This is a genomic window from Streptomyces telluris, assembly GCF_024519335.1.
GTDB classification, from domain to species: domain Bacteria; phylum Actinomycetota; class Actinomycetes; order Streptomycetales; family Streptomycetaceae; genus Streptomyces; species Streptomyces telluris.
In genome coordinates this window covers 1-25,051 of record NZ_JANIID010000014.1, presented here as the reverse complement: position 1 = coordinate 25,051, position 25,051 = coordinate 1, and the positions used below count along the sequence as shown (strand labels likewise).

Here is a 25,051-nt window from a genome sequence, read left to right as displayed (position 1 = left end):
AATCACGCCCCGCCACCCATGGTCCCGGGCTTTTGCCCAGTTCAGGGGCGGATCGGGGAATGCCCCCCGCACGGGTCCGGACGGGCCTCGCAGCCCCGCTTTCTGTAGGGACCCCACAGGGTCCGCCATGTGCTCCTGTTAGGGGCGGGCTGCACGTCAGAGGCCTCGGCCCGATAGTTTTCGTACGGTACAGACGACCAACGGCAGCCAGCTGGCAGCTACACGTGAAGGAAGGGTGGTCCTTTGAGCCGCTCGGTTCTGGTCACCGGAGGAAACCGGGGCATCGGCCTCGCCATCGCCCGCGCCTTCGCGGAGGCGGGCGACAAGGTCGCCTTCACCTACCGCTCGGGAGAGCCGCCGGCCGCCCTCCTGGACCTGGGGTGCCTCCCCGTGAAGTGCGACATCACGGACCCCGAGCAGGTCGAGCAGGCCTACAAGGAGATCGAGGAGAAGCAGGGCGCGGTCGAGGTGCTGGTGGCCAACGCCGGCGTCACCCGCGACCAGCTGCTCCTGCGCATGTCCGAGGACGACTTCACCTCCGTCGTCGACACCAACCTCACCGGCACCTTCCGGGTCGTCAAGCGGGCCTCGAAGGGCATGCTGCGCGCCCGCAAGGGCCGCGTCGTGCTGATCTCCTCCGTGGTGGGCCTGCTGGGCTCCGCGGGCCAGGCCAACTACGCCGCCTCCAAGGCCGGCCTGGTGGGCTTCGCCCGCTCGATCGCCCGTGAGCTGGGCTCCCGGAACATCACCTGCAACGTCGTCGCCCCCGGCTTCGTCGACACCGACATGACCCGCGTGCTCAGCGACGAGCAGCGCGAGGGCATCACCAAGCAGGTTCCGCTCGCGCGCTACGCGCAGCCCGAGGAGATCGCCGCCTCGGTCCGCTTCCTCGCCTCCGACGAGGCCGCATACATCACTGGAGCCGTCATTCCCGTAGACGGCGGATTGGGCATGGGTCACTGAACGTCATGAGTGGAATCCTTGCAGGCAAGCGCATCCTGGTCACCGGCGTCCTCACCGAGTCGTCGATCGCCTTCCAGGCCGCCAAGGTCGCCCAGAACGAGGGCGCCGAGGTCATCCTGACCGGCTTCGGCCGCCTCTCCCTGGTCGAGCGGATCGCCAAGCGGCTCCCGAAGCCCGCGCCGGTCATCGAGCTGGACGTCAGCAACCAGGAGCACCTCGACGGCCTGGCCGACAAGGTGCGCGAGCACCTCGGCGAGGGCGTGGCCCTCGACGGCATCGTGCACTCCATCGCCTTCGGCCCGCAGGGCGCCTTCACCTTCCTCGACGCCACCTGGGAGGACGTCTCGACGGCCGTCCAGGTCTCGGCGTACTCCTACAAGTCGCTGGCCATGGCCCTGCTCCCGCTGATGCGCGAGGGCGGCTCGATCGTCGGCCTGACCTTCGACGCGCAGATCGCCTGGCCGAAGTACGACTGGATGGGCGTGGCCAAGGCCGCCCTCGAGGGCACCAACCGCTACCTCGCCCGCGACTTCGGTCCCAAGGGCATCCGCTGCAACCTGGTCTCCGCCGGTCCGATCAAGTCGATGGCCGCCAAGTCCATCCCGGGCTTCGAGGAGCTCGCGGACGTGTGGAACCACCGCGCCCCCATCGGCTGGGACCTGGCCGACCCGGAGCCGGCCGGCCGCGGCGTCGTCGGTCTGCTGTCGGACTTCTTCCCCCGCACCACGGGCGAGATCGTGCACGTCGACGGCGGCGTGCACATGATGGGCGCCTAGCCATCGGCATAGTGCGCACATGATGGGCTCCCGAGCCCCGAAGCGCACGCCCGGTGCCCGTTCCGCTACGCCGGAACGGGCACCGGGCTTTTCCGGCTCGTGCGCCGGAGCCCGCCCCCGCACACTGAAGGCGGGAGGAGGTACGCGCATGAGCTTCCCGCTCCGCCGCACCGCGGCCCTGCTGTTCGCCGCCGCGGCCCTGGCCGGCTCGACGGCCCCGGTGTCCCCGGCCACGGCCGCCGCCCCGGCCGCTCCGCCCGTCCCCCGGCACGCCGAGTGCCGCACGCGCGTCCACGGCTCCCACGCCACCGCCCACTGCTTCAACGGCAACGCCACCACCGACAGCGTCCAACTGCACATCGAGTGCGTGCGCTGGTGGGACCCGGACATGGACACCGCGCCGGCCGTCGTCGGCCCGGCCGGGCACGTCGCCCTCAGCCAGCGCTGCTGGCTGGGCATACGCCACGCCTGGGTGACCCACAGCCCCGCTTGAGAATGCTTGAGACCACCCGGGTCTGGACCAGCCGGGTCGAGACCACCCGAGTCGAGACCACCCTGGTCGAGGCCACTTGAGGACGGCCCCGAGCCGCCCGGAGCCTCAGCCGCCCGGAGCCTCAGCCGGCCGGCTCCGCCGAGCCCAGGCAGCCGAAGGGGTACGCGCTCGCCTCCACCCCCGCGGTCTCCTCGTCCCCCTCCCGGATGGCAGCGACGAGCCGACCGTGGTCGACGAGCCCTTCCGGCCGCAGCGCCGTCCCCACGCCGGCCCGCAGGAAGTCGCGCATCACCCCGCCGAGGTCGGCGTACACCTCGGCCATGACCTCGTTGTGCGCGGCGGAGACGACGGCCGTGTGCAGCGTGGCGTCCGCCTCCACGAACCGCTCGGCGTCGCCCGAGCGCCACGCCTCCTCGCGCCGCTTCAGTAGCGCCGCCAGCTGCACCAGGTCCTGCTCGGTGCGCCGGCGGGCCGCGAGCCGGGCGGCCGACGCCTCCAGGGCGCTGCGCAGCTCGGCCACGTGCAGGGGGTCGGCGTCGGCGAAGCGGCGGTTCATCACGCCCGCCAGCTCGCTCGTGGCGATGACGTAGGTGCCGGATCCCTGCCGGATGTCCAGCAGGCCGTTGTGCGCGAGGGCGCGCACGGCCTCCCGCACGGTGTTGCGCGCGACGCCGAGCTGCTCGACGAGCTCCGGCTCGGTGGGGATGCGCGAGCCGACGGGCCACTCACCGGACGTGATCTGGCTGCGCAGCCCGGCGATGACCTGGTCGACGAGGCGGGAGCGCTTGGGCGAGTTCAGTGGCATCGACAGCCTCCATTCATCCCATGATTCTATCTATGATGACGTCATGGCATCCACGGCAGACGAAGACCTGAGAGCGGCCGAGCCCGCCGCCGCAGCCGGCCCCGCCGGCCCGCTGCAGGCCCCCGCGCCGGCGGGGGAGGGCGCTCGGGGCACCGCCTGGGCGGCCCGGCTCCTGGTCGCCGGCCTCGTCCTCGCCGCGCTCAACCTCCGCCCCGCCGTGACGAGCCTGGGCTCGCTGCTGAAGGAGGTCCGCGCGGACCTCGGCATGAGCGGCACCGTGGCGGGCCTGCTGACGTCCGTGCCCGCGTTCTGCTTCGCGGTCTTCGGCCTCGCCGCGCCCCGGCTGGCCCGCCGCTTCGGCCCCGCGGCCGTCGTCTGCGCGGGCATGGCGGTGATAGCCGCCGGTCTCGCCCTGCGGCCGTACGCGGGCGGCGTCTTCGGATTCCTCGCCCTGAGCGTGCTCGCGCTCGCGGGCATCGCCGTCAGCAACGTCCTGATGCCCCTGGCCGTCAGACGCTGGTTCCCCGACCGGGTCGGGCCGATGACCGGCCTGTACTCCATGGCCATCGCCGCGGGCGCCGCGGCCGCCGCCGCCGGCACCGTGCCGCTCGCCGGGGCGATGGGGCACAGCTGGCGCCTCGGCCTCGGCTCGTGGGCGCTGCTCGCCGTCGCGGCCGGGCTGCTGTGGCTGGTGGCCGCCCGCCGCGACCGCGGGGACGGAGCCGCCGCCCCCGCGGCCGCCGCCCAGGACGCCCCCCGCACCAGCATCACGCGCAGCCCCACCGCCTGGGCGCTCGGCATCTTCTTCGGCATCCAGGCGACCGGCGCCTACATCGTCATGGGCTGGATGCCCGCGATCTTCCGCGACGCCGGGGTGTCCGCCTCCACCGCGGGCCTCCTGAGCGCCGTCACGATGCTGACCGGCATCCCCCTCGCCTTCGTGCTGCCGCGCCTCGCCGCCCGCCTGCCCCACCAGGGGATCCTCGTCGTCGCCCTGGCCTGCTTCGGCCTGGCGGGGTACGCGGGTCTGTGGCTGTCCCCGGCCGCGGGCGCCTGGGTCTGGGCCGTGCTGCTCGGCGTGTCCAACAGCGCCTTCACGCTCGCCCTGACGCTGATCGGCATGCGCGCCCGCACGGGCGGGGGCGTGGTGCGGCTCTCGGCGTTCGCCCAGAGCACCGGCTATCTGATCTCCATCCCCGGCCCGCTGCTCGTGGGCTGGCTCAATGAGCGCACGGGCGGCTGGGACGTGCCGCTCGCGCTGATGGCCGCGCTGATGGTGCCTCAGGTCGTGGCGGGCGTGCTGGCCGGGCGCGCCCGCACCGTGGAGGACGAGCTCTGACCCGGACGCGGCCGCCGGCGCGCGGGGTGGGAGACTGGTCGCATGCAGCCTGTGCTCGATCCCAACCCCAAGAACGGTCAGAAGACCCTGCTGACGATCCTCGGCGCGATGCTGGGCATCACGGTGGTCATCTCGGTCATCGCGACGGTCTTCTCCCCCTGACGCCGGTCTCCCCCTGACGCCGGCCTCTCCCCGGTGCCGGTCTCCCTTTGACGCCGGCCCCTGACACCGGCCGGGCGTCCTCCTTCCGGTCCGCCTCCAGGCGATGGTGGGGTTAACCCCCCGTCCCCTAGGGGGGACGGGTCAGGGGCAAGTGGGTGGTCCACCGGATGGGAGCGGGGCGCCGTTCTCCGTAGGTTCGTAGTACACCGCGACGGGGCGGTGCACCGAACCGCTCGGAGGCGATCCCATGCCCGCCGGTACGAAAGCCCGGACTCCCGGCACCGTGCAGACGCGGCTGCCCTGGTGGGCCCTCGCGCTCGCCGCCGCGGCCTTCACCGTCTTCTGCACCCTGCTCGCCGCTCCCGCCACCGCGGACTCCGGTCCGGATCCCGCCGCCTCGGGCACCGTCGCCCGCGTGGTCGCCTTCGTCCGGCTCGCGCTGGGCGAGGAAGCCCCGTGAGGGCAGGTGGGGCGCGTGCGCCGCTTCGGGTGCAACCCTTTCAACACCCCGCGCCTCGCCATGGGTTTCATGCGAAGCTGGACGGCATGAGCTCCGAACCGACTCGCAGGATCGTCGTTTTCCGGCACGCCAAGGCCGAATGGTCCGACGGGGACGACCACGAACGTCCGCTCGCGGACCGAGGCCGCAAGGACGCCCCGGTCGCAGGCCGCTGGCTCGCCGGTTCCGGCATCACCCCCGACCTGGCCCTCTGCTCCACCTCCGCCCGCACCCGCGAGACCTGGAAGCTCGCCGTCCCCGAGCTGCCCCAGCGCCCCCGCACGGTCTACGAGGAGCGGATGTACGAGGCCTCGCTCGGCGAGCTGATCGCCCTGCTCAACGAGGTCTCCGACGAGGTCCAGGACGTCGTCATGATCGGTCACAACCCCGGCATGCACGCCCTGGCCGACGCCCTCGCGGGCGAGTCCGACGGCGATCTGCTGCCGCGGATGAACCGCACCGGGTTCCCCACCTCCGCCATCGCGGTGCTCGCCTTCACCGGATCGTGGAAGGCCGTCGAGCACGGCGTCGGCCGGCTGGTCGCCTTCTGGGCGCCCCACGCGTAACGCCCGTCCGGCGGACGAGGTGCGTGCACCGGCTCCGGCCGCCGCCCGTTCCGCCGGACCCCCGCCGTCGCCGTGCCCCGCCCCCGCCGTCGCGGCGGGCGCGTCCGCCGGGGCCTACTCGTGCGTCCTGGCCGCCTCGACCTCTTCGCGGGTGACGCCCAGCAGGTAGAGCACCGTGTCCAGGAACGGGACGTTCACCGCCGTGTGCGCCGCCTGGCGCACCACCGGCTTGGCGTTGAAGGCCACGCCCAGCCCCGCGGCGTTGAGCATGTCGAGGTCGTTCGCGCCGTCGCCGATGGCCACGGTCTGCGCCAGCGGCACGCCCGCCTCCGCGGCGAACCGCCGCAGCAGCCGGGCCTTGCCCGCCCGGTCCACGATCTCCCCGGTCACCCGCCCGGTCAGCCGGCCGTCGACGATCTCCAGGGTGTTCGCCGAGGCGAAGTCCAGCCCCAGCCGCTCCTGCAGGTCGTCCGTGACCTGCGTGAACCCGCCGGAGACCACGCCCACCTGGTAGCCGAGCCGCTTGAGCGTGCGGATCAGCGTCCGGGCGCCCGGCGTCAGCCGCACCTCCGCCCGCACCTTGTCCACGACGGACTCGTCCAGCCCCGCCAGCAGCGCCACCCGGGCGTGCAGGGACTCCTCGAAGTCCAGCTCGCCGCGCATCGCCCGCGCGGTGACCTCCGCGACCTCGGCCTCGCAGCCCGCGTGCGCCGCGAACAGCTCGATGACCTCGTCCTGGATCAGCGTGGAGTCGACGTCCATCACGACCAGCCGCTGGGCCCGCCGCTGCAGCCCCGCCGCGACGACCGCCACGTCGACCCCGCGCACCGCGGCCTCCAGGGCCAGCGCCGTCCGCAGGGCCTCCGTCTCCACGCCGGAGACGGCGAACTCCACGGCCGTCACCGGATACTTGGCGAGCCGGAAGATCCGGTCGATGTTGCCGCCCGTGCCGGTGATCCGCGCCGCGATGGCGGCCGTCGACTCGGCGGTGAGCGGGTGGCCCAGCACCGTGACGTGGGAACGCCCCGTGCCGCGCGGGCGGTTGTCGCCCCGGCCCGAGATGATCTCGGCCTGCAGCCGCATCGACTCGGCCCAGCTGTGCACCGTGGCCCGCAGCTCGCCCTCGGCGTTCCCGCCGCCCTCGGGCGCCGTGACCAGCGCGCACAGGGTGATCCGGCCACGGGTGACGACCTGCTCGATGTCGACGACGTCCACGGCGTACGCGGCGAGCGTGTCGAAGAGCCCGGCGGTGATGCCCGGCCGGTCCTTCCCGAAGATCTTGACGAGGAGGGTCGGCTCGTCGTCGGCGGGGACGGGGGTGGCAGGCGAGGTCTGCGATGCGCTCATGGTCCTCTTACCGTATCGGGCCCCGCACCGGATACGCACAGGTGTCCCGGCCAGCACTCGGCGAAGACATGCCCAAGGCCCGGCTTACGGCGCGTGAACGCCGTCAGCGGCGCCGCGGCGGGGGCCCGGGCGGCGGAGGCGGAGGCTCCTCCGGCGGCGGCGCCCCGTAGCGGTATCCGCTGCCCCGGGGCCTGCGGGGCGGCGGCAGCGGCCGGCCCGTCTGCGTCGGCGCGGTGGAGCGGTCGTCGAAGAGCGGGCGCTTGTACGGGTTGGTGTCGTCCCGCGCGGGACGCCTGTACGGGTTGGAGGCGTCCTGGCCCGGCTGGCCCGGCTGGCCCGGCTGTCCCGGCTGTCCCGGCTGCCCCGGAGAGGGACGGTACGGGCCGGGCATCGGTGACGCGGACGGGTGGGCCGCAGCGGCCGCCTCCTGCCGCCCGAGGGCCACCGCCCGCCGCCCCGCCGTGCCGGTCGCACACGCGAGCAGCCCCCCGGCCGCCCCGGCGACGCCACCCCACGCGGCACCCAGTGCCAGCGCCATCGCCGCATTGCCGCGCAGCTCCAGGCCCGCCCCGAAGGCGTCGAACCCCAGCACCGACAGGCTCGCGTCCGCCTTCACCCGCGTCGCGAGCACCAGCAGCGGCAGGGCCAGGGCGGTCGCCACCCCCAGCGCCACGGCGCAGCGCGCGGCGAAGGCCGTCGGCCCCAGCCCCTCCCGCGGCGCGCGGACCGCGGTGAGCACCCCCACGCCCAGCATCATCAGCGCGCAGGCCACGCCCAGCAGCCACACCGTGCTGTCGAGCTCGGCCAGCCGCCCCAGGGTGACCGCCTCCTCGGCCCGCGCGCTCAGCAGCTCGTCCAGCGGGGAGGGCAGCACCTTGGCCAGCGCGCCCGTGGCCGTGCCGCGCCAGGAGACGAACAGCCCCAGCGGCACCGCGAGGAACACCCCGTTCGGCGCCCCGAGCAGCGCGGCACCGAAGATCCGCTTCGGCTGGTCGTCACCGGCCGCCGCGTACGCCGCGGCGGCCAGGCCCGCCGCGACCGCGAGGACCAGCACCGCACACAGCGCCGAGACCGCCGGGCGCACGCCCCGGTGGAGCGCCTGCAGGCCGCGGGGGAGCGGCGCCCGGCGCGCGCCCAGCACCGCGATCAGCAGGACGCCCAGGACCCAGACCGCGCCCGCGAACAGCGAGGGCCCCGTGCGCACGCTGAAGCCGACGGCGGCCTTGGCGTCGGCCAGGCCGGCGAGCCGGTCCGGCAGCCCGCCCGCGATGTCCCCGACATCGCCGATGCCCGGGATCACCAGCTTGGGGCCGCCTCCGCCCCCGCCGCCGTCCCCGCCGCCCAGGCCCAGGCTGCTCCCGTCGATGGTGATCGAATCCTCCCCGGCCCAGGCGAGGCCGCCGAGCAGGAACAGGAAGAGCACGATCACCGCGCCGGCCCGCGCGGCGAGCTCTCCGGCGCCGATCGTGGCACCGGCGCGGCGCAACGATCGTGCAAAGATCATTCCCAGCAACAGGGCGCCCGCCAGGCTCACTCCCAGTGGCGCGATATCGATGGCGGTGTGCGCCCCGGCGCCCTTCAGGCCGAATGCTTCAATATCCCCCGAAGGCGTGAGTGATCCGCCTACGGCGAGCACGACGACGGCCGCGGTCATCGGCCCCAGCGCGCCCGCCGTATCCGCGCCGAGCAGGTGCAACCCGAGCGCCGCAATCCCCGCCATGGCCAGAAAAGACCAGCTCACAGCCGCAATCGACGTCAGCAACAACTCCGCCGGGCGCACCCCGCGCCCGCCCCCGTCCACGGTCATCACGGCCCCCCGTGCCGGTCTGCAGCCGGGCTATTGCCCGGATGCGCATGATCCGTACGTATCCATGGCGGTAACCACTCTCCGGGTATGTTTCGGATCGGTCAACGGCGCCTGTTACACGGTCGCGGCAATCCCCGACTTTCGGTTCGGGGACTGTGCCTGAAATAGTTCCTCCCGATGTTCGCCATCCCTAGACTCCCTGATGCAGGGGGCTCATCGGGGGACAAGTAGTGGGGCATGGAGTGCCGGAACTCGTACTGGAATTGAATGGACAGACCTGGACGCTCGATCCGTCCAGGTCCTACACCCTCGGGCGGGATCCGCAGGGTGACATGGTGCTGCAGGACGCCCGCGTCTCGTGGCGGCACGCCACCGTACGGTGGGAGGGCCGCAGTTGGGTCATCGAGGACCACGGCAGCACCAACGGCACGTACGTGCAGGGCCAGCGGATCCACCACATGGAGATCGGCCCCGGCTCGACGGTGCACCTGGGCAACGCGACGGACGGCCCGCGGCTGAACCTGAGCGCCGGTGCCGCCGGCGCCGGTGCCGGCGTCCCCGCCGCGGACCTCTACAGCGCGCAGACCGCCATGGCCGCGCCGCTGCACCAGGCTCCGCCGCAGCACACGCCGCACCAGCCGCCGCAGCACCAGCAGCCCGGCGCCTGGCAGCAGCAGGGGCAGTACCAGCAGCCGCAGCAGCACCAGCAGCCCGGCGGCTGGCAGCAGCCCCAGCAGCAGCCGTACGTCCCCCAGCAGCCGGGACCCGGCGCGCACCAGCCCCCGGCGCACGGCGGCCCGCCCTCGCAGGGCGGCGCCCCGCCCGTCTACGGCGACCGCAGCCCGACCAGCTTCCACCAGATGGCCGTCGGCCGCGGCACGATGCGCATCGGTCGTGCCCTGGAGAACGAGCTGGTCGTCTCCGACCTCCAGGTCTCCCGGCACCACGCCGAGTTCCGCTCCACCGGCGACGGCCGCTTCGAGATCGTCGACCTCGGCAGCCACAACGGCACCTACGTCAACGGTCAGCCGGTCCGCCAGCAGATCATCGGCCCCAACGACATCGTCGGTGTCGGTCACTCCACCTTCCGCCTGGTCGGCGACCGGCTGGAGGAGTTCGTCGACACCGGCGACGTCTCCTTCTCCGCCCGCCACCTGACGGTCACCGTCGACGGCGGCAAGCAGATCCTCAAGGACGTCTCCTTCGGCGTCCCCGAGAAGTCGCTGATCGCCGTCATCGGCCCCTCCGGCTCCGGAAAGTCCACCCTCCTCAAGGCGCTCACCGGCTACCGGCCCGCCAACGAGGGCGACGTCCTCTACGACAACCGGAACCTCTACAAGCAGTTCGCCGAGCTGCGCCAGCGCATCGGCCTCGTCCCGCAGGACGACATCCTGCACAAGGAGCTCACCGTCCGGAAGGCGCTGCGCTACGCCGCGAAGCTCCGCTTCCCCGGTGACACCGCGGCCTCCGAGCGCGAGGCCCGGATAGACGAGGTGCTGCGCGAGCTCAAGCTCGACATCCACAAGGACAAGAAGGTCACCGCCCTCTCCGGCGGCCAGCGCAAGCGCGTCTCGGTGGCCCTGGAGCTGCTGACCAAGCCCTCGCTGATCTTCCTGGACGAGCCGACCTCCGGCCTCGACCCGGGCATGGACCGCGACGTCATGCAGCTGCTGCGCGGCCTCGCGGACGACGGCCGCACCGTCCTGGTGGTCACCCACTCCGTCGCCGAGCTCGCCCTCTGCGACAAGCTGCTCGTCATGGCCCCCGGCGGTTCCGTCGCCTACTTCGGCCCCCCGGAGGAAGCGCTCAACTTCTTCGGCTACGAGACCTGGGCGGACGTCTTCTCGGCCTTCGAGAACTACCGCGACTACGACTGGTCGGGCCGCTGGCGCGGCTCGCAGCACTACCAGATGTACGCGGCCGACATCGACGCCGTCGCCCCGCAGTCGGTCCACGTCCAGCCGCAGATGGTGCGCCCGCCGAAGGCCCAGAGCTGGGGCTCCCAGCTGTGGACGCTGATGCGCCGCTACGCCTCCGTCATCGCCTCGGACCGCGGCTTCATGGCCCTGATGCTGCTCCTGCCGGCCGTCCTCGGCGGAGTCAGCACGGTGATCCCGTCCGACTTCGGCCTCGGGCCGGCCAGCAAGGGCCACTTCAACCAGGACGCCGGCACGATCATGCTGATCCTCGCGGTCGGCATGTGCTTCTCCGGCGCGGCAAACTCCGTCCGTGAGCTGATCAAGGAACGGGTGATCTACGAACGGGAGAGGGCCGTCGGCCTGTCCCGCTCCGCGTACCTGATGTCCAAGGTGGTCGTCCTCGGCCTGATCACCGCGGTGCAGGGCGCCCTCATCTGCGCCATCGGCTTCTCGGTCCGCAAGCTGCCGGAGAACGGCCTGGTCTTCAAGGCGGCGCCCGCCCTCGAGCTCTGCCTGGTGATCATCGCCCTGGGCTTCACCTGCATGATGATCGGCCTGGTCATCTCCGCGCTGGTGAAGACCGCCGAGAAGACCATGCCGCTGCTGGTCATGTTCGCGATCGTCCAGGTCGTCTTCACCGGCATCCTGTTCAAGATCTACGACTCGCCGGGCATCGAGCAGTTCGCCTGGCTGATGCCGGCCCGCTGGGCCATCGCCGGCGTCGGCACCACGCTCGACCTCTCGCACATCATGGCCCCGTTCGACAAGAGCAGGCCCCCCAAGCTCGACCCGCTCTGGGAGCACACCGCCACCCAGTGGTCGATCGACATCGTGGCCCTGCTCGTCATCGGCATCGCCTGTGGCTTCGCAGTCGCACGTTTGCTGCGCCGTCACGAGCCGGAGGTCATGCGCAAGTAGTCCCGCGCTCCGTCCCGCACACGCCGAAGGGCGGCACCCGCACCGGGTGCCGCCCTTCGGCGTACGTCGCTGTCCGCGCTCTCGCCCTTAGTAGGCGGAGTTCACGTTGTCCATCGAGCCGTAGACCTTCCACGCGTAGTTGCACGCGGCGGTGATGTTGGCGACCGGGTCGTAGATGTCCCAGGACGTGCCCTCGACGTGGTACGCCTTGAAGGTCGGGTCGATCACCTGGAGCAGGCCCTTGGAGGGGATGCCCTTGGCGGCGTTGGAGTCCCAGAGGTTGATGGCCTTCGGGTTACCGGTCGACTCCCGCATGATGTTGCGGTAGATGCCGTTGTAGGAACCCGGGATGCCCTTGGCCTTCATGACGTCGAGGGCTTCCTTGATCCAGCCGTCGAGGTTGTTGGCGTAGGTCTTCGGGGCCGGAGCCGGGGCGGGCGCGGCCTGGACCGGCTTGCGCTCCTGGGAACGGCTCGCGGCCTCCTTCTCGGCGCGCTCCTTGTCGGCCTTCGCCTTGGCGGCGGCCTCGGCGTCCGCCTTCTTCTTGGCCTCGGCCTGGGCCTTCGCCTGCTTGGCGGCGTTGTCGGCCTGCTTGCCGATCTGCTCCTGCTGCTCCTGGACGCCGAAGGCCTCGGCGGTCCACGCGACGGGCTTGACGGCGATGGGCTGCTTCTCCGCGTCGGCGGAGCCGGGTATCGCGGCGAACGTCAGAGCGGCGACGCCCGCGGCAGCGACGCCGGCGGCGGAGAACTTCTGGATCTTGGACAGGCGGCTATAACCAGAGATGGGGGAGCGCATGCTGAGGTGAACCTTCCGATCGCACGAAGTCGCAGTGGCCCGGAGCGGCGCGAATGAGCGCCGCGTCTCGATCGACGGCGCCGTGCGACGGGAGAATTCTTAGCGGCCGCAAAATGCTGTGGCAAAGGGGTGACGTACTACCCGGCTTCGTTGCCGAGGGTTCGGCGGGGAGTGGCAAAGGGAAGGTCAAAAGGGCCCCTGCCACCCGCTTACGCCGGTTTTATGCGCCCACTAGGCGGGGTCGTAGGTGACGTGCGTCCTATGCGCGGGGTCACACCGGGCGAGCGCTCCCGTCGCCCGGTGCGACCGGTTCCGCACACAGCGTGCCGTCCCTGGCTCAGACCTCCACCAGCACCTGATCCAGGCTCTTGCGCACCAGGTCCGGCACCTGGCAGTCGTCCGCCGGATAGCCCACGGGGATCACCGCGAAGGCCTTCTCGTTCACCGGACGGCCCAGCGCCTCGGACAGGAAACGCATCGGGCTCGGCGTGTGCACCAGGGCGGCGAGCCCCGACAGGTGCAGCGCGGACAGCAGCATCCCCACCGCGATGCCGACCGACTCGTCCACGTAGTAGTGCTTGCGCTTCTCCCCGCCCTCGCCGAGCCAGTACCGCTGCTGGAAGACCACGATCAGCGCGGGCGCGTCCGTCAGGTGCGGCTTGACCTCGTCCGTGCCCAGCGGCCGCAGGGCCGCCAGCCACTCCTCGCCCAGCCGGCCCGCGTACGAGAGCTGCTCCTCTTCCTCCGCGGCGGCTCGGATGCGCCGCCGCACCCCGGGGTCTTTCACCAGGACGAAGGTCCACGGCTGCTGGTGCGCCCCGGAGGGCGCGGTGGCCGCGCACGCGATGGCGTCCCGGACCACCTGCTCCGGCACCGGATCGGCGGAGAACTGCCGCACCGTCCGCCGCCCGTCCATCCGCTCGCGCAGCTCGGCGGCACGGGCGAGGGACTCCTGGACGGGCATCCGAGGGGGCCGGTAGGGCACGGGCCGGTAGGCGTCGCCGTGGGTGGGCGTCCACTGGGTTGGTATAGACATGGCAAGTACATGCCCGCTACCCGGTTGCGGGCAACCGGACCACCGGCCTAGGGCTTGCGAACCAGTCCCGAGCCGTCGGCGGCCCGATCCGCCTGGTCAGACCCCTCGGTACGGTGATGCCATGACCACCGGCCCCCGCTCCGGCCTCACCGCAGTGAGCACCGCACTCCTCGCCATGAGCAGACACCTGCAGGTGCACGACGTCCTCAAGACGATCGTCGTCTCCGCCCGGGAACTGCTGGACGCCCGGTACGCGGCGCTCGGCGTCCCGGACGACCACGGCGGCTTCGCCCAGTTCGTCGTCGACGGCGTCAGCGACGAGCAGTGGAAGGCCATCGGCCCCTTGCCCCGGCAGCACGGCGTCCTCGCCGCGATGATCCAGCACGCGACCCCCGAGCGCCTCGCCGACGTCCGCTCGGACCCCCGCTTCGGCGGCTGGCCCGCCGCCCACCCCGACATGCGCGACTTCATCGGCATGCCGGTCGCGGACGGCGACGAGGTCCTCGGCGCGCTCTTCCTCGCGAACAAGAAGCGCCCCGCCCGCACCGGCGAGCCGCCGTGCGGCCTGGAGGAGGCCGGGCCCACCTGCGGCTTCACCGCGGAGGACGAGGAACTGCTGAGCGTCCTCGCCCAGCACGCGGCCATAGCCCTCACCAACGCCCGCCTCTACGAGCGCAGCCGCGAGCTGACCATCGCCGAGGAGCGCGCCCGCCTCTCGCACGAGCTGCACGACGCCGTCGCCCAGAAGCTCTTCTCGCTGCGGCTGACCGCCCAGGCCGCCGCCGCGCTCGTCGACCGCGACCCCGCCCGCGCCAAGGAGGAGCTGCACGAGGCCGCCCGGCTCGCCGCGGAGGCCACCGACGAGCTGCGGGCCGCGGTCGTGGAGCTGCGGCCCGCAGGGCTGGACGAGGACGGCCTCGTCGCGACCCTGCGCACCCAGATCCAGGTCCTCGACCGGGCCCACACGGCCAAGGTCACCTTCGCCTCCCACGGCGTACGGGCCCTGCCGGCCGCCCAGGAGGAGGCCCTGCTGCGCGTGGCCCAGGAGGCCCTGCACAACGCCCTGCGCCACTCCGGAGCGGGCCGCGTCCAGGTCACCCTCACCCGGGTGGGCCAGGGCGCGGCGCTGTGCGTCGCCGACGACGGCTGCGGCTTCGAGCCCGAGGCCGTCCGCCGGGCCGGGCGCCACCTCGGCCTCGTGTCGATGCGGGACCGCGCGAGCGGCGTCGGCGGCATTCTGACCGTTACCTCGGAGCCCGGGATGGGCACCGCGATCGAGATGGAGGTGCCTGGTGGCTGAGGGCGTGATCCGTGTGGTGCTGGTGGACGACCACCAGGTGGTCCGCAGGGGCCTGCGCACCTTCCTGGAGGTCCAGGACGACATCGAGGTGGTGGGGGAGGCGGCGGACGGCGCCGAGGGCGTCGAGCGCACGGAGGAGCTGCGCCCGGACGTCGTCCTCATGGACGTGAAGATGCCCGGGACCGACGGGATCGAGGCGCTGCGCCGGCTGCGGGAGCTGGAGAACCCGGCCCGGGTGCTGATCGTGACGAGCTTCACCGAGCAGCGCACGGTCATCCCGGCCCTGCGCGCGGGGGCGGCGGGCTACGTCTACAAGGACGTGGACCCCGACGCCCTGGCGGGCGCGATCCGCTCGGTGCACGCGGGCCACGTCCTGCTGCAGCCCGAGGTGGCCGGGGCGCTGCTGTCGCAGGAGGAGGCCGGGGGCGGCGGCCAGGGACGGGGCAACGCGCTGACGGAGCGGGAGCGGGAGGTGCTGGCGCTGATCGCGGACGGCCGTTCGAACCGGGAGATCGCCCGTGCGCTGGTGCTCTCGGAGAAGACCGTCAAGACCCACGTGTCGAACATTCTGATGAAGCTGGATCTCGCCGACCGGACGCAGGCGGCGCTGTGGGCCGTCCGACATGGGATCGGAGCCTGACCGGCACGGGCCCGCGGCAAAGCGGAACGTCGCGTTCTGATCAGAGATTCATACGACCGTGTGGTGGTCGCCCCGGCCCCGCAACCCGAATGGCCGCGGCCCGTTCTCCATGGCGTACCGCGGCGGCTGGCCGTGGCAACGCCCTAGGAAGGTCATAAGAAGAGTGAAGAACATGAAGAAGGCCGCAGTCATCACCATCGCCGCCGGCGGTCTCGCCCTCGCCGGTGCCGGTGCCGCTTCCGCGCACCAGGCCGACGGCAAGGCGCAGAACTCCCCGGGTGTCGTCTCCGGCAACGTCGTCCAGGTTCCGGTCAAGGTCGCCGCCAACGTCTGCGGCAACACCATCAGCGTGGTGGGCGTGCTCAACCCCGCCGCCGGCAACCTCTGCGTCAACAAGTAATACCGGTGCATCCCGCCTGCCCGGCGCGCCCTGCATAGCCCGGGCAGGCGCGGGCGAGCAATCGTCCGAACGAGGGCAACACCGCCGATGGCCGTGCCATCGGCGGTGCGCTGGCGTTCATCACTACGCGACCCCGCGGCTGGGGCCGCCGAGAACGTCAGCAGAAGGAAGACCCTCACCATGAACAGTGCCAAGAAAGCCGCTCTCGCCCTGGCGGTCACGGGGCTCGCCGTCGGTTCCACCGTGGGCGTCGCGTCCGCTCACGACCGTGGTGACCGCCACGACCACAGCGACCGCCAGGTTCACGAGCACCGTCACCACCCGGGTGGCGCCGTCGCCAACGGCGTCGCCAAGGGCTCCCCGGGCGTCGTCTCCGGCAACGTCATCCAGATCCCGGTGCAGGTGCCGCTGAACGTCTGCGGCAACACCATCGACATTCTGATCGGCCTGCTGAACCCGACCTTCGGGAACACCTGCGTCAACGCCAGCGGTGGCTGGGACGAGCACCGCAGCTACCACGAGCACCGCGGTCACCACGACAAGCACGGCCACGACGGCGGCCACTGGAACGGCCACGACCGGCACGACGGCCACAACGGTCACAATGGCCACAACGGCCACTGGGGTGGCCACGACGGGCGTCACTGACCCGTACCGGCGCAACGGGAAGGCCTCGCGGACCTCTGGGACCGCGGGGCCTTCCCGCGCTCTGCGCACTTTCCGTACGGCCGGCGGTGACCGCCTCAGTGCCGCTTGCGGGCCCGCTCCTCGACGATCGCGTTGTACGCGGCCACCTGGGCCCGCCGGGCCGTCCGCTCCACCGGCCGCAGCGCCTGCGCCCGCGCCGCTATCTCCGACGCGCTCACCGCGGCCCCGTGCTCACGGCCCCCGCCGTCCCCCGGCTCGTGGGCGATCGTGATCAGCGCCCCCACGCGCTGCGCCAGCTCCAGCACGCGCACGGCCCGCGGCGGATACCCCGGTGCCAGCACCTCGCGCCCGCGCTCGGCCCGCGCCCGGTACGCCTCCAGTGCTGCCTGCGCCACCGGTCCCGAGCCCGCCACGTCCAGCCGCGTGAGCACCTCCGTGGCCTCCCGCAGGGCCTCCGCGAGCTCCCGCTCGGCCTCCCCGAGAGAGGGCACGTCGGCCGGCGGCGCGTCCCGTACGGGCAGGCAGTGCCAGACGACCTCGACGTGCACGTCGCCCTCCGGCCCGGCCTCGTACACCTCCGGTACGAGCCCCAGCGCGGCGCCCGTGGCGACGACCGCCTCCCCGGCCTCCAGGGCGCGGGCATTGAACTCCGGCGGGCCGCTGAGGCCCAGCGGGTGGCCGGGGGCGGGCAGGGCGAGGCGCAGTCCGGTGGCCCCCAGCGCCCGCAGCCGGCCGAGGGCGAGCGTCAGGCCGACGGGTCCGGATTCACCGGGAAGGCCCACGACGCGGTGGACGGCGTCATCCCCGGTGATCTGGTGCGCGGCGTCATCAGGTGCGGCAAACCCGGCAATGAGGGCATTTCCCCACGCGGTGAGCCGTCCTGAGCGATGTTCATCGAGCATGGCCACCAGCCTAAGGACTGGTGTCCCCGGCGGGTGGCGTAGGTTTTCCCTGGGGGCTGCGCTTACCGGCGCCGCGACGACGAGACTGCAATGGGAGACAACGCGCTCATGAGCGAAGTGCTGGAACTGGTGGACGTATCCGTGGTCCGCGAGGGCCGGGCTCTGGTGGACCAGGTCTCCTGGTCGGTCAAGGAGGGGGAGCGCTGGGTCATCCTCGGCCCCAACGGCGCCGGCAAGACCACCCTCCTGAATGTCGCCTCCAGCTACCTCTTCCCGACCACGGGCACGGTCAAGGTCCTGGGCGAGAAGCTCGGCGCGGTCGACGTCTTCGAGCTGCGCCCGCGCATCGGCGTGGCGGGCATCGCCCTCGCCGACAAGCTGCCGCGCAGCCAGACCGTCCTGGAGACCGTCCTCACCGCCGCCTACGGCATGACGGCCACCTGGCAGGAGAGCTACGAGGAGGTCGACGAGCAGCGCGCCCGCGCCTTCCTCGACGTCCTCGGCATGACGGACCTGCTGGACCGCAAGTTCGGCACCCTCTCCGAGGGCGAGCGCAAGCGCACCCTCATCGCCCGCGCGATGATGACCGACCCCGAGCTGCTGCTCCTCGACGAGCCCGCCGCGGGTCTCGACCTCGGCGGTCGCGAGGACCTCGTGCGCCGTCTCGGCCGGCTCGCCCGCGACCCGCTCGCCCCCTCGATGATCATGGTCACCCACCACGTCGAGGAGATCCCCGCGGGCTTCACCCACGTCCTGATGATCCGTCAGGGCAAGGTGCTGGCCGCCGGCCCCGTCGAGCTGGAGCTCACCTCCCGCAACCTCTCCCACTGCTTCGGCCTCCCGCTGGTCGTCGAGCGCCGGGGCGACCGCTGGACGGCCCAGGGCCTGCCGCTCTCCTGACCCGCAACCAGGGCGCCCGGCTCCCCGGGCACCCTGTCCCGGGGGCGGTCACCGCGCCTACCATGACCATGTGGACACATGGGTGTGGTGGCTGGTGGCCGCCGTCGGACTGGGCATCCCGCTGGTGGTGACCGCGATGCCCGAGTTCGGCATGCTCGCTCTCGGCGCCGTCGCCGCCGCCGTGACCAATGCGCTCGGTGCGGGCACCGTCGCGCAGTTCGTCGTCTTCGCCGCCGTCTCGGTGGCCCTCATCGCCGTCGTGCGCCCGGTCGCCATGCGGCACCGCGCCCAGCGGCCCGAGCTGGCCAGCGGCGTGGAGGCCCTCAAGGGGCGGCAGGCCGTCGTCCTGGAGCGGGTCGACGGCAGCGGCGGCCGGATCAAGCTCGCCGGCGAGATCTGGTCGGCCCGCGCCCTCGACTCCGAGCGCACCTTCGAGGCCGGCGAGCACGTCGACGTCGTCGAGATCGAGGGCGCCACGGCCGTGGTGATGTGACGCGGTGCCCGTGACGGCCGTGTCCGAGACGGCGGTGTCCGCCGAAGCGATGTCCGTGAAGTGCGGTCAACGCCTGCACGGCGGCACCGCGTTCTGAAAGACTCGAACTGGATCAACCCGGTCCACCCGATCAACGACCAGAGGCACGGGGAGCCCCGATGGAACCGATCATCATCGTCCTGATCATCTTGGTGGTGCTCGTCTTCATCGCCCTCATGAAGACGGTGCAGGTCATTCCGCAGGCCAGCGCCGCCATCGTGGAGCGCTTCGGCCGCTACACCCGCACCCTCAACGCCGGCCTGAACATCGTCGTCCCCTTCATCGACTCCATCCGCAACCGCATCGACCTGCGCGAGCAGGTCGTGCCGTTCCCCCCGCAGCCGGTGATCACCCAGGACAACCTGGTCGTCAACATCGACACGGTCATCTACTACCAGGTGACCGACGCCCGCGCCGCCACCTACGAGGTCTCCAGCTTCATCCAGGCCATCGAGCAGCTCACCGTCACCACCCTGCGCAACATCATCGGCGGCATGGACCTGGAGCGGACCCTCACCTCCCGCGAGGAGATCAACGCCGCCCTCCGCGGCGTCCTCGACGAGGCCACCGGCAAGTGGGGCATCCGCGTCAACCGCGTCGAGCTCAAGGCCATCGAGCCCCCGACCTCCATCCAGGACTCGATGGAGAAGCAGATGCGCGCCGACCGTGACAAGCGCGCCGCGATCCTCACCGCCGAGGGCATCCGCCAGTCGCAGATCCTCACCGCCGAGGGCGAGAAGCAGTCCGCGATCCTGCGCGCCGAGGGCGAGGCCCGGGCCGCCGCCCTGCGCGCCGAGGGCGAGGCCCAGGCCATCCGTACGGTCTTCGAGTCCATCCACGCCGGAGACGCCGACGAGAAGCTCCTCGCCTACCAGTACCTCCAGATGCTCCCGAAGATCGCCGAAGGCGACGCCAACAAGCTCTGGATCGTGCCCAGCGAGATCGGCGACGCCCTCAAGGGCCTGAGCGGCGCCGTCGGCAACCTCGGCCCCATGGGCGGCGCCCCCAAGTCCCCCCGGTCCCCCAAGGAATCCCCGCGCCGGGAGCAGCCCGGCATCGACTGACGGCCGTCCTCTCCTGCATGATCAGCAAGGCCCCTCGACCTTCCACGGCGGGGAGGCGACACCCTGATCATGAAGGAGATGGCCTTGTCCATCTGGGAAGCACTCGCGGTCTTCGCCGCCGGCATCGGCGCGGGCACCATCAACACCATCGTCGGCTCGGGCACCCTGTTCACCTTCCCGGTGCTCCTGGCCGTCGGCCTGCCGCCGGTGACCGCCAACGTCTCCAACACCATCGGCCTGGTCACCGGCAACATCAGCGGCACCCTCGGCTACCGGCGTGAACTCCGCGGCCAGCGCGCCCGCGCCGTCCGCCTCGGCCTCACCGCCCTCGTCGGCGGCCTCGCCGGAGCCGTCCTGCTGCTCGCCCTGCCCTCGAAGGCGTTCGACGCCATCGTGCCCGCCCTCATCGGCATCGCGCTGGTCCTCGTCGTCCTCCAGCCCCGGCTCGCCAAAGCCCTGGCCCGCCGCCGCGAACGCAACGGCACCGAAGGCGAGCGCAGCGACGGCGGCCCCGCCCTCCTCACCGGCCTGCTCTTCGCCAGCGCCTACGGCGGCTACTTCGGCGCGGCCCAGGGTGTCCTCTACCTCTCCCTCATGGGCCTGCTCCTGCGCGAGGACCTCCAGCGCATCAACGCCCTCAAGAACCTCCTGGCCGTCATCGTCAACGGCGTCGCCGCACTCGTCTTCGTCTGCGTCGCCCACGTCGACTGGACCGCCGCCCTGCTCGTCGCCGCCGGCTCCACCCTCGGCGGGCAGATAGGCGCCAAGGTGGGCCGCCGCCTCTCGCCCACGGCGCTGCGCGGCGTCATCGTCGCCGTGGGCGTCGTGGCCATCGTGCAGATGCTGCTGCGCTAGGCCGCCGAGCCGCGCCGGACGGGGGCGCCGTACGCCCCCGTCGCCAGCAGCAGCGACTCCGCCGGAGTGGGCTCGAACGGCAGGCTCAGCAGCGGCATCCCCGCCTGCTCCGGCGTCCGGTCCGCCTTGCGGTGGTTGTCCTCCGCGCAGGCCGCGACCGTATTCAGCCAGCTGTCCTCGCCGCCGCGCGACCGGGGCACGACGTGGTCCACGGTCGTGGCCCGCCGCCCGCAGTACGCGCACCGGTGCCTGTCCCGCACCAGCACCCCCCTCCGAGACCAGGGCGCCCGTCTTCGGAACGGCACCCGGACGTACCGGCAGAGCCTGATCACCTGCGGTGCGGGTACGTCGACCGCGGTGCCCCGCACCCGGCGCCCGGGACGGGCCTGCTCGACCACGGCCTTGCCCTGCAGCACGAGCACCACCGCACGCCGCAGCGACACCGTCGCCAGCGGCTCGAAGCTCGCATTGAGGACCAACGTCTCCCGCATCCCGGCCACCTCCCGGATCACCCCCGCCCCAGCGGCGAGATGGCTCAACTGTGCCGGGGCGGTTGCGCAGCGGACAACGCAATTTCGGTGCGGTGAAGGGGAGTTGGAAGTGAAGGCCGATGAAGCGGGCAGGGAGAAGGCGGGGGCCGGAAAAGGGGGCAACGCTCCGGGCCCTTCCCCCGTGACGAACACGGGCCCGGAGCGTACGGCAGCGGACGCGGTCGCCCGGCACGCAGCCCGGCTCCGGCAGACCGCGGGCGCAACCGCGCCCCGCCGCCCCCGCCACTGCGGTGTCCACTGCCCGACGGCCATGCGGGGCCGTCAGCCATGCACCACTGTGCGATTCAAGGGCGGCGGGGCGCAACGGATTTTCCGGTCGCACCACGCCGGTACGGGCCCGCGCAGCACGTGCGACGGACCCGCGCAGGAGCCTCAGCCCGCGGCCGGCGCCTCGTACTCACCGATCAACTGGGCCCGTCCCAGCGCGTGGAACCGCAGGTGGAAGCCCACCACCGCCGGCGAGGCGTCCGCGTCCGGACCGAGCTTCTCCTGATCCACCGCGTACACCGTGAACACGTAGCGGTGCGACCCGTCCCCGGGCGGCGGAGCGGCACCGCCGAAGTCCCGCGTGCCGTAGTCGTTGCGCGCGTGCACCGCGCCCGCCGGCAGCCCCTTCATGTCCCCGCCGCCCGCGCCCGCCGGAAGCTCCGTCACCGACGCCGGGATGTCGAACAGCACCCAGTGCCAGAACCCGCTGCCCGTCGGCGCGTCCGGGTCGTAGCACGTCACCGCGAAGCTCTTCGTGTCCGCGGGGAAGCCCTCCCAGCGCAGCTGCGGAGAGCGGTTCCCACCGCTGTGGACCTGATCCCGGCCGAGCGTCCCACCGTCCGTCAGGTCATCGCTCACCACTGTGAACGACGGCACCGGCGGATGGAAATCGTGGGGGAGCGGCCGTCGCTTCTGCTCGGACACCTCTGCGCCTCCTGTAACGCCCGGGAATGCTGCGGAACACTGAAGACGCCAGCCTAACGAGCCCTCAGGGGCCGCGGCTGAGACCATACGAAGCGTGCTTCGACAGTTTGGCCCCATCGGACGACCCGCCGGCCGCGCCCTGCGCACCCTGACCGTCCTCCTCGCCGCCCTCCCCCTGCTCCTCCTGCCCGGCTGCTCCTCCTCCGACGCCGGCAGCGGCAAGAAGGGCGGGGGCGGCGGCGCCTCGACCGCCGCGCCGCCCGCACCCTCGTGGGCGCACGGCATGAAGACCGTCTCGCGGGAGAAGCTGCCGCCCGAGGCCCGCAAGACCCTCGACCTCATCGACAAGGGCGGGCCCTTCCCGTACGACAAGGACGGCACCGTCTTCGGCAACTACGAGAACCGGCTGCCGAAGCAGACCCGTGGCTACTACCACGAGTACACCGTCCCCACGCCCGGCGCCCGCAACCGCGGCGCCCGCCGCATCATCACCGGCAACCACGCCGAGCGCTACTACACCAGCGACCACTACCAGACCTTCGAAGCGGTGGTACAGCCATGACCGACCTGCTGCCCGCCCCCGGACTCACCGGACTCCTCCTCGGCACGACCCCGCCCGGCGTCTACCGGCTCCCGCCCGCCGACACCACCGCCCGCGTCGTGTCGCTCGCCGCCGAGGCCGAGTGGCGCGGGGCCACCCTGCACCTCGGCGGGGTCACCACAAAGACGGCCTTCCTGGAGCGGTGCGCCGGCGACCTGGAGTTCCCCGAGTGGTTCGGCCGCAACTGGGACGCCCTCGCCGACTGCCTCACCGACCTCTCCTGGTGGCGCGAGGAAGGCAAGGCACGCGGCTACCTGGTCCTCGCCGAGGAGTGGACGGCCTTCCGCAAGGCCTCGCCGAAGGACGCCCGCACGGCGGAGGCGGTCTTCGGCGACGCCGTCGACTACTGGGCCGAGGCGGAGACACCGCTGGCGGTCCTGCTGGGGTGACCCGTGGGAGACGGGCGGTGCGCCGCGGCCGGCCCGGGCGTGACCGTCAGAGCCAGTTGCGCCGGCCGCCGACCTCCGCCAACCACTGGTTGAGGTACGCCGCCCAGTCCGTCTGCCCGTACGCGTGCAGGTCGACCGTGAACGACCGGTAGGTGTCGCTGCCCTCGGAGAACAGCCCCGGCTTCTTGTCCATCTCCAGCACCACGTCCATCTCGCGGTCGTCCGCGACGAACGACAGCTCGACCTCGTTCAGCCCCCGGTACTGCGACGGGGCGCGGAACTCGATCTCCTGGTAGAAGGGCAGCTGCTGGCGCGTCCCCCGGATCTGCCCCCGCTCCAGGTCCGCGCCCTTGAAGGCGAAGCCCAGCTGCCCGAACGCGTCCAGGATCGCCTGCTGCGCCGGCAGCGGGTGCACATTCACCGGATCGAGGTCGCCGGAGTCCACGGCGCGGGCGATGGCCAGGTGCGTCGTGACCCCGACGTCCATGCCCGTCAGGTGCCGCCCCAGGAAGGTGGTGACCGGCGTCTCCCACGGGATCTCCAGCCCGAACGGCACCGAGTGCACCGCACCGGCCTGCACCTCGAACGCCCCGCCCAGCTGCATGCGGGTGAACTCGACGTCCTGCTTGTACTCGCTGTCGTCGCCCTCGACCTCCACCCGGGCCTGCAGCCCGATGGAGAGCCCCTGGATCTCCTGCGCGACGGAACCGCCCTGGATCCGCACCTCGCCCTGGACGATGCCGCCGGGGACGACGTTCTCCTCGAACAGCACCGTCTCCACCGAGGCGCCCCCGGCGCCCAGGCTCGCCAGCAGCTTCTTGAACCCCATGACCGCGACCTCTCCCTACCGGACCCGCGCCCCCACTGATTCGGAGCGAGTCCTTCCGTTCTTGTCCGTTACGCTCGATCGGCATGATCGCCGCGCCTGACCGTATGCCAATCGCCCGCGACTTCTTCGACCGTCCCGTGCTCGAGGTCGCCCCCGAGCTGCTGGGCCGGACGCTCGTCCGTACGACATCCGACGGACCGATCGAGGTCCGCATCACAGAGGTCGAGGCATACGCGGGCGAAGCGGACCCCGGCTCCCACGCCTACCGCGGCCGGACCGAGCGCAATGCCTCGATGTTCGGACCGCCGGGGCACGCGTATGTCTACTTCATCTACGGCATGTGGTTCAGCCTCAACCTCGTCTGCGGGGAGGAGGGCACCGCGAGCGGCGTCCTCCTCAGGGCGGGCGAAGTGATCAAGGGGCAGGACCTGGCCCGGGCACGCCGCCCCAAGGCGCGCAAGGACCGGGAGCTGGCGCAGGGCCCCGCCCGCCTGGCCACGGCACTGAGTGTCGACCGCAGCCTGAACGGCACAGACGTCTGTGCAGGCCCCGGCGCCCCGCTCGCCGTCCTCGCCGGCCACCCCGTCTCCCCGGACCGCATCCGCAACGGCCCGCGCACGGGCGTGGGCGGCGAGGGGGCCGTTCACCCGTGGCGCTTCTGGGCGGACGGCGACCCGACGGTCAGCCCGTACCGCGCCCACGTGCCGCGACACCGCGGAGGACGCGGCGAGGGAGGGCCGGGCAGGACGGCCCGACAGGCCGGTGCTTGACTCCCGGACGCCGAGGACCTAACGTAGCCCGAGCCGCTTGAGACGGACGTGCCGTGTGCACGGACCGGTGGGCGGCACAATCACTACTACGAGGTCACCCCGGATCGGGGTCATATTTTGCTGTGCCGAAATATGACGACGATCGGCTCGATTAGGAGCCGACGGGAAGAGCCGCTAAAGTAGTGAACACCCCGCCGACAGGGGATCGGAAAACGAATTCGAGCCGGGAACGGCACGGAAAACGATCTGATAGAGTCGGAACACGAAATACCGAAGGGAAGCGCCCGGAGGAAAGCCCGAGAGGGTGAGTACAAAGGAAGCGTCCGTTCC

The 25,051-nt window shown here is 72.1% G+C and carries 28 protein-coding genes; 19 read left to right on the top strand and 9 right to left on the bottom strand.

Annotation, left to right across the window (positions count from 1 at the left end):
• Positions 1 to 243 precede the first annotated feature (243 nt).
• The 3 genes from fabG to NQU55_RS16855 all read left to right on the top strand — a co-directional run bounded on the left by fabG (position 244) and on the right by NQU55_RS16855 (position 2,232).
• Positions 244 to 963 (top strand): 3-oxoacyl-[acyl-carrier-protein] reductase, encoded by a 720-nt coding sequence (gene fabG / locus NQU55_RS16865; protein ID WP_168091299.1) that lies wholly within the window; start codon positions 244 to 246, stop codon positions 961 to 963.
• Between the two features lie 5 nt (positions 964 to 968).
• Positions 969 to 1,739, top strand: a complete 771-nt coding sequence (gene fabI / locus NQU55_RS16860) for an enoyl-ACP reductase FabI (protein WP_058045009.1) — start codon at positions 969 to 971, stop codon at positions 1,737 to 1,739.
• Positions 1,740 to 1,887: 148 nt separating this feature from the next.
• Positions 1,888 to 2,232 (top strand): hypothetical protein, encoded by a 345-nt coding sequence (locus NQU55_RS16855; protein ID WP_168091300.1) that lies wholly within the window; start codon positions 1,888 to 1,890, stop codon positions 2,230 to 2,232.
• Between the two features lie 121 nt (positions 2,233 to 2,353).
• On the opposite strand, the gene NQU55_RS16850 is transcribed toward NQU55_RS16855, so the two are convergent.
• Positions 2,354 to 3,037: a FadR/GntR family transcriptional regulator gene (locus NQU55_RS16850; RefSeq protein WP_168091301.1), complete on the bottom strand. Its 684-nt coding sequence runs from the start codon at positions 3,035 to 3,037 to the stop codon at positions 2,354 to 2,356.
• A gap of 43 nt (positions 3,038 to 3,080) precedes the next feature.
• On the opposite strand from NQU55_RS16850, the gene NQU55_RS16845 reads away from it, so the two are divergent.
• The 4 genes from NQU55_RS16845 (at position 3,081) to NQU55_RS16830 (ending at position 5,603) form a co-directional block, all read left to right on the top strand.
• Positions 3,081 to 4,376, top strand: a complete 1,296-nt coding sequence (locus NQU55_RS16845) for a CynX/NimT family MFS transporter (RefSeq protein ID WP_168091302.1) — start codon at positions 3,081 to 3,083, stop codon at positions 4,374 to 4,376.
• A 42-nt stretch (positions 4,377 to 4,418) separates the two neighbouring features.
• Positions 4,419 to 4,538, top strand: coding sequence for an SGM_5486 family transporter-associated protein (locus tag NQU55_RS16840; RefSeq protein WP_256790788.1), 120 nt, complete (start codon positions 4,419 to 4,421; stop codon positions 4,536 to 4,538).
• A gap of 247 nt (positions 4,539 to 4,785) precedes the next feature.
• Positions 4,786 to 4,998: a hypothetical protein gene (locus NQU55_RS16835; RefSeq protein ID WP_168091276.1), complete on the top strand. Its 213-nt coding sequence runs from the start codon at positions 4,786 to 4,788 to the stop codon at positions 4,996 to 4,998.
• A gap of 86 nt (positions 4,999 to 5,084) precedes the next feature.
• Positions 5,085 to 5,603, top strand: a complete 519-nt coding sequence (locus NQU55_RS16830) for a SixA phosphatase family protein (RefSeq protein WP_168091303.1) — start codon at positions 5,085 to 5,087, stop codon at positions 5,601 to 5,603.
• Between the two features lie 114 nt (positions 5,604 to 5,717).
• Here NQU55_RS16830 and serB read toward each other — a convergent pair whose 3' ends face one another.
• Both serB and NQU55_RS16820 read right to left on the bottom strand, forming a co-directional pair.
• Positions 5,718 to 6,950, bottom strand: a complete 1,233-nt coding sequence (gene serB / locus NQU55_RS16825) for a phosphoserine phosphatase SerB (RefSeq protein WP_168091304.1) — start codon at positions 6,948 to 6,950, stop codon at positions 5,718 to 5,720.
• Positions 6,951 to 7,053: 103 nt separating this feature from the next.
• Positions 7,054 to 8,757: a streptophobe family protein gene (locus tag NQU55_RS16820; RefSeq protein ID WP_168091305.1), complete on the bottom strand. Its 1,704-nt coding sequence runs from the start codon at positions 8,755 to 8,757 to the stop codon at positions 7,054 to 7,056.
• 230 nt (positions 8,758 to 8,987) lie between these two features.
• On the opposite strand from NQU55_RS16820, the gene NQU55_RS16815 reads away from it, so the two are divergent.
• Positions 8,988 to 11,594 carry an ABC transporter ATP-binding protein/permease gene (locus NQU55_RS16815; RefSeq protein WP_256790787.1) on the top strand — a complete coding sequence of 869 codons (2,607 nt, stop codon included), beginning with the start codon at positions 8,988 to 8,990 and terminating at the stop codon, positions 11,592 to 11,594.
• Between the two features lie 87 nt (positions 11,595 to 11,681).
• Here the strand turns inward: NQU55_RS16815 and NQU55_RS16810 are convergent, their stop codons facing one another.
• Positions 11,682 to 12,392 carry a transglycosylase SLT domain-containing protein gene (locus NQU55_RS16810; RefSeq protein WP_168093569.1) on the bottom strand — a complete coding sequence of 237 codons (711 nt, stop codon included), beginning with the start codon at positions 12,390 to 12,392 and terminating at the stop codon, positions 11,682 to 11,684.
• A 337-nt stretch (positions 12,393 to 12,729) separates the two neighbouring features.
• Positions 12,730 to 13,428: a nitroreductase family protein gene (locus NQU55_RS16805; protein WP_206329468.1), complete on the bottom strand. Its 699-nt coding sequence runs from the start codon at positions 13,426 to 13,428 to the stop codon at positions 12,730 to 12,732.
• Positions 13,429 to 13,549: 121 nt separating this feature from the next.
• Here NQU55_RS16805 and NQU55_RS16800 point away from each other — a divergent pair, with 121 nt between their 5' ends.
• From NQU55_RS16800 to NQU55_RS36505, 4 genes are all read left to right on the top strand, one after another.
• Positions 13,550 to 14,728 carry a GAF domain-containing sensor histidine kinase gene (locus tag NQU55_RS16800; RefSeq protein ID WP_168093570.1) on the top strand — a complete coding sequence of 393 codons (1,179 nt, stop codon included), beginning with the start codon at positions 13,550 to 13,552 and terminating at the stop codon, positions 14,726 to 14,728.
• The gene (locus NQU55_RS16795; protein ID WP_168093571.1) at positions 14,721 to 15,368 is read left to right on the top strand and encodes a response regulator; all 648 of its coding nucleotides are present in this window, start codon (positions 14,721 to 14,723) and stop codon (positions 15,366 to 15,368) included. The genes NQU55_RS16800 and NQU55_RS16795 overlap by 8 nt, the downstream gene beginning before the upstream one ends.
• 163 nt (positions 15,369 to 15,531) lie before the next feature.
• Entirely contained in the window at positions 15,532 to 15,768 is a 237-nt protein-coding gene (locus tag NQU55_RS16790) for a chaplin (protein WP_168093572.1), read from the top strand.
• 180 nt (positions 15,769 to 15,948) lie between these two features.
• Complete coding sequence (locus tag NQU55_RS36505) at positions 15,949 to 16,416, top strand: chaplin (RefSeq protein WP_168093573.1); 468 nt, start codon at positions 15,949 to 15,951, stop codon at positions 16,414 to 16,416.
• A gap of 95 nt (positions 16,417 to 16,511) precedes the next feature.
• On the opposite strand, the gene NQU55_RS16780 is transcribed toward NQU55_RS36505, so the two are convergent.
• Positions 16,512 to 17,318, bottom strand: coding sequence for an Rv1486c family protein (locus tag NQU55_RS16780; RefSeq protein ID WP_168093574.1), 807 nt, complete (start codon positions 17,316 to 17,318; stop codon positions 16,512 to 16,514).
• Positions 17,319 to 17,408: 90 nt separating this feature from the next.
• On the opposite strand from NQU55_RS16780, the gene NQU55_RS16775 reads away from it, so the two are divergent.
• The 4 genes from NQU55_RS16775 to NQU55_RS16760 all read left to right on the top strand — a co-directional run bounded on the left by NQU55_RS16775 (position 17,409) and on the right by NQU55_RS16760 (position 20,669).
• Positions 17,409 to 18,218 carry an ABC transporter ATP-binding protein gene (locus NQU55_RS16775; RefSeq protein WP_058045023.1) on the top strand — a complete coding sequence of 270 codons (810 nt, stop codon included), beginning with the start codon at positions 17,409 to 17,411 and terminating at the stop codon, positions 18,216 to 18,218.
• Positions 18,219 to 18,288: 70 nt separating this feature from the next.
• Positions 18,289 to 18,711: an NfeD family protein gene (locus NQU55_RS16770; RefSeq protein ID WP_256790786.1), complete on the top strand. Its 423-nt coding sequence runs from the start codon at positions 18,289 to 18,291 to the stop codon at positions 18,709 to 18,711.
• Between the two features lie 158 nt (positions 18,712 to 18,869).
• Positions 18,870 to 19,814 (top strand): SPFH domain-containing protein, encoded by a 945-nt coding sequence (locus NQU55_RS16765; RefSeq protein WP_168093575.1) that lies wholly within the window; start codon positions 18,870 to 18,872, stop codon positions 19,812 to 19,814.
• A gap of 84 nt (positions 19,815 to 19,898) precedes the next feature.
• Positions 19,899 to 20,669, top strand: coding sequence for a sulfite exporter TauE/SafE family protein (locus NQU55_RS16760; protein ID WP_168093583.1), 771 nt, complete (start codon positions 19,899 to 19,901; stop codon positions 20,667 to 20,669).
• Here the strand turns inward: NQU55_RS16760 and NQU55_RS16755 are convergent.
• Together NQU55_RS16755 and NQU55_RS16750 are read right to left on the bottom strand one after the other, a co-directional pair.
• On the bottom strand, positions 20,666 to 21,160 hold the full coding sequence (locus tag NQU55_RS16755; RefSeq protein WP_168093576.1) for an HNH endonuclease: 495 nt from the start codon (positions 21,158 to 21,160) through the stop codon (positions 20,666 to 20,668). The genes NQU55_RS16760 and NQU55_RS16755 overlap by 4 nt on opposite strands.
• Positions 21,161 to 21,592: 432 nt before the next feature.
• Entirely contained in the window at positions 21,593 to 22,132 is a 540-nt protein-coding gene (locus tag NQU55_RS16750) for a YbhB/YbcL family Raf kinase inhibitor-like protein (protein ID WP_168093577.1), read from the bottom strand.
• 94 nt (positions 22,133 to 22,226) lie between these two features.
• Here NQU55_RS16750 and NQU55_RS16745 point away from each other — a divergent pair, with 94 nt between their 5' ends.
• Both NQU55_RS16745 and NQU55_RS16740 read left to right on the top strand, forming a co-directional pair.
• On the top strand, positions 22,227 to 22,694 hold the full coding sequence (locus NQU55_RS16745) for a guanyl-specific ribonuclease (protein WP_256790785.1): 468 nt from the start codon (positions 22,227 to 22,229) through the stop codon (positions 22,692 to 22,694).
• Positions 22,691 to 23,122, top strand: a complete 432-nt coding sequence (locus NQU55_RS16740) for a barstar family protein (RefSeq protein WP_168093578.1) — start codon at positions 22,691 to 22,693, stop codon at positions 23,120 to 23,122. Before NQU55_RS16745 ends, NQU55_RS16740 begins: the two co-directional genes overlap by 4 nt.
• 46 nt (positions 23,123 to 23,168) lie before the next feature.
• Here NQU55_RS16740 and NQU55_RS16735 read toward each other — a convergent pair whose 3' ends face one another.
• Positions 23,169 to 23,951, bottom strand: a complete 783-nt coding sequence (locus NQU55_RS16735) for a sporulation protein (protein ID WP_168093579.1) — start codon at positions 23,949 to 23,951, stop codon at positions 23,169 to 23,171.
• An 83-nt stretch (positions 23,952 to 24,034) separates the two neighbouring features.
• Between NQU55_RS16735 and NQU55_RS16730 the strand changes: the two genes are divergently transcribed.
• The gene (locus NQU55_RS16730; RefSeq protein ID WP_168093580.1) at positions 24,035 to 24,721 is read left to right on the top strand and encodes a DNA-3-methyladenine glycosylase; all 687 of its coding nucleotides are present in this window, start codon (positions 24,035 to 24,037) and stop codon (positions 24,719 to 24,721) included.
• Positions 24,722 to 25,051: the final 330 nt, after the last annotated feature.

Coding starts and splice junctions, on each gene's coding strand:
- fabI (WP_058045009.1), top strand. CDS start 969: ATGAGTGGAATCCTTGCAGGCAAGCGCATCCTGGTCACCGGCGTCCTC.
- NQU55_RS16855 (WP_168091300.1), top strand. CDS start 1,888: ATGAGCTTCCCGCTCCGCCGCACCGCGGCCCTGCTGTTCGCCGCCGCG.
- NQU55_RS16850 (WP_168091301.1), bottom strand. CDS start 3,037: ATGCCACTGAACTCGCCCAAGCGCTCCCGCCTCGTCGACCAGGTCATC.
- NQU55_RS16845 (WP_168091302.1), top strand. CDS start 3,081: ATGGCATCCACGGCAGACGAAGACCTGAGAGCGGCCGAGCCCGCCGCC.
- NQU55_RS16840 (WP_256790788.1), top strand. CDS start 4,419: ATGCAGCCTGTGCTCGATCCCAACCCCAAGAACGGTCAGAAGACCCTG.
- NQU55_RS16835 (WP_168091276.1), top strand. CDS start 4,786: ATGCCCGCCGGTACGAAAGCCCGGACTCCCGGCACCGTGCAGACGCGG.
- NQU55_RS16830 (WP_168091303.1), top strand. CDS start 5,085: ATGAGCTCCGAACCGACTCGCAGGATCGTCGTTTTCCGGCACGCCAAG.
- serB (WP_168091304.1), bottom strand. CDS start 6,950: ATGAGCGCATCGCAGACCTCGCCTGCCACCCCCGTCCCCGCCGACGAC.
- NQU55_RS16820 (WP_168091305.1), bottom strand. CDS start 8,757: ATGACCGTGGACGGGGGCGGGCGCGGGGTGCGCCCGGCGGAGTTGTTG.
- NQU55_RS16810 (WP_168093569.1), bottom strand. CDS start 12,392: ATGCGCTCCCCCATCTCTGGTTATAGCCGCCTGTCCAAGATCCAGAAG.
- NQU55_RS16805 (WP_206329468.1), bottom strand. CDS start 13,428: ATGTCTATACCAACCCAGTGGACGCCCACCCACGGCGACGCCTACCGG.
- NQU55_RS16800 (WP_168093570.1), top strand. CDS start 13,550: ATGACCACCGGCCCCCGCTCCGGCCTCACCGCAGTGAGCACCGCACTC.
- NQU55_RS36505 (WP_168093573.1), top strand. CDS start 15,949: ATGAACAGTGCCAAGAAAGCCGCTCTCGCCCTGGCGGTCACGGGGCTC.
- NQU55_RS16780 (WP_168093574.1), bottom strand. CDS start 17,318: ATGCTCGATGAACATCGCTCAGGACGGCTCACCGCGTGGGGAAATGCC.
- NQU55_RS16775 (WP_058045023.1), top strand. CDS start 17,409: ATGGGAGACAACGCGCTCATGAGCGAAGTGCTGGAACTGGTGGACGTA.
- NQU55_RS16765 (WP_168093575.1), top strand. CDS start 18,870: ATGGAACCGATCATCATCGTCCTGATCATCTTGGTGGTGCTCGTCTTC.
- NQU55_RS16755 (WP_168093576.1), bottom strand. CDS start 21,160: ATGCGGGAGACGTTGGTCCTCAATGCGAGCTTCGAGCCGCTGGCGACG.
- NQU55_RS16740 (WP_168093578.1), top strand. CDS start 22,691: ATGACCGACCTGCTGCCCGCCCCCGGACTCACCGGACTCCTCCTCGGC.
- NQU55_RS16735 (WP_168093579.1), bottom strand. CDS start 23,951: ATGGGGTTCAAGAAGCTGCTGGCGAGCCTGGGCGCCGGGGGCGCCTCG.
- NQU55_RS16730 (WP_168093580.1), top strand. CDS start 24,035: ATGATCGCCGCGCCTGACCGTATGCCAATCGCCCGCGACTTCTTCGAC.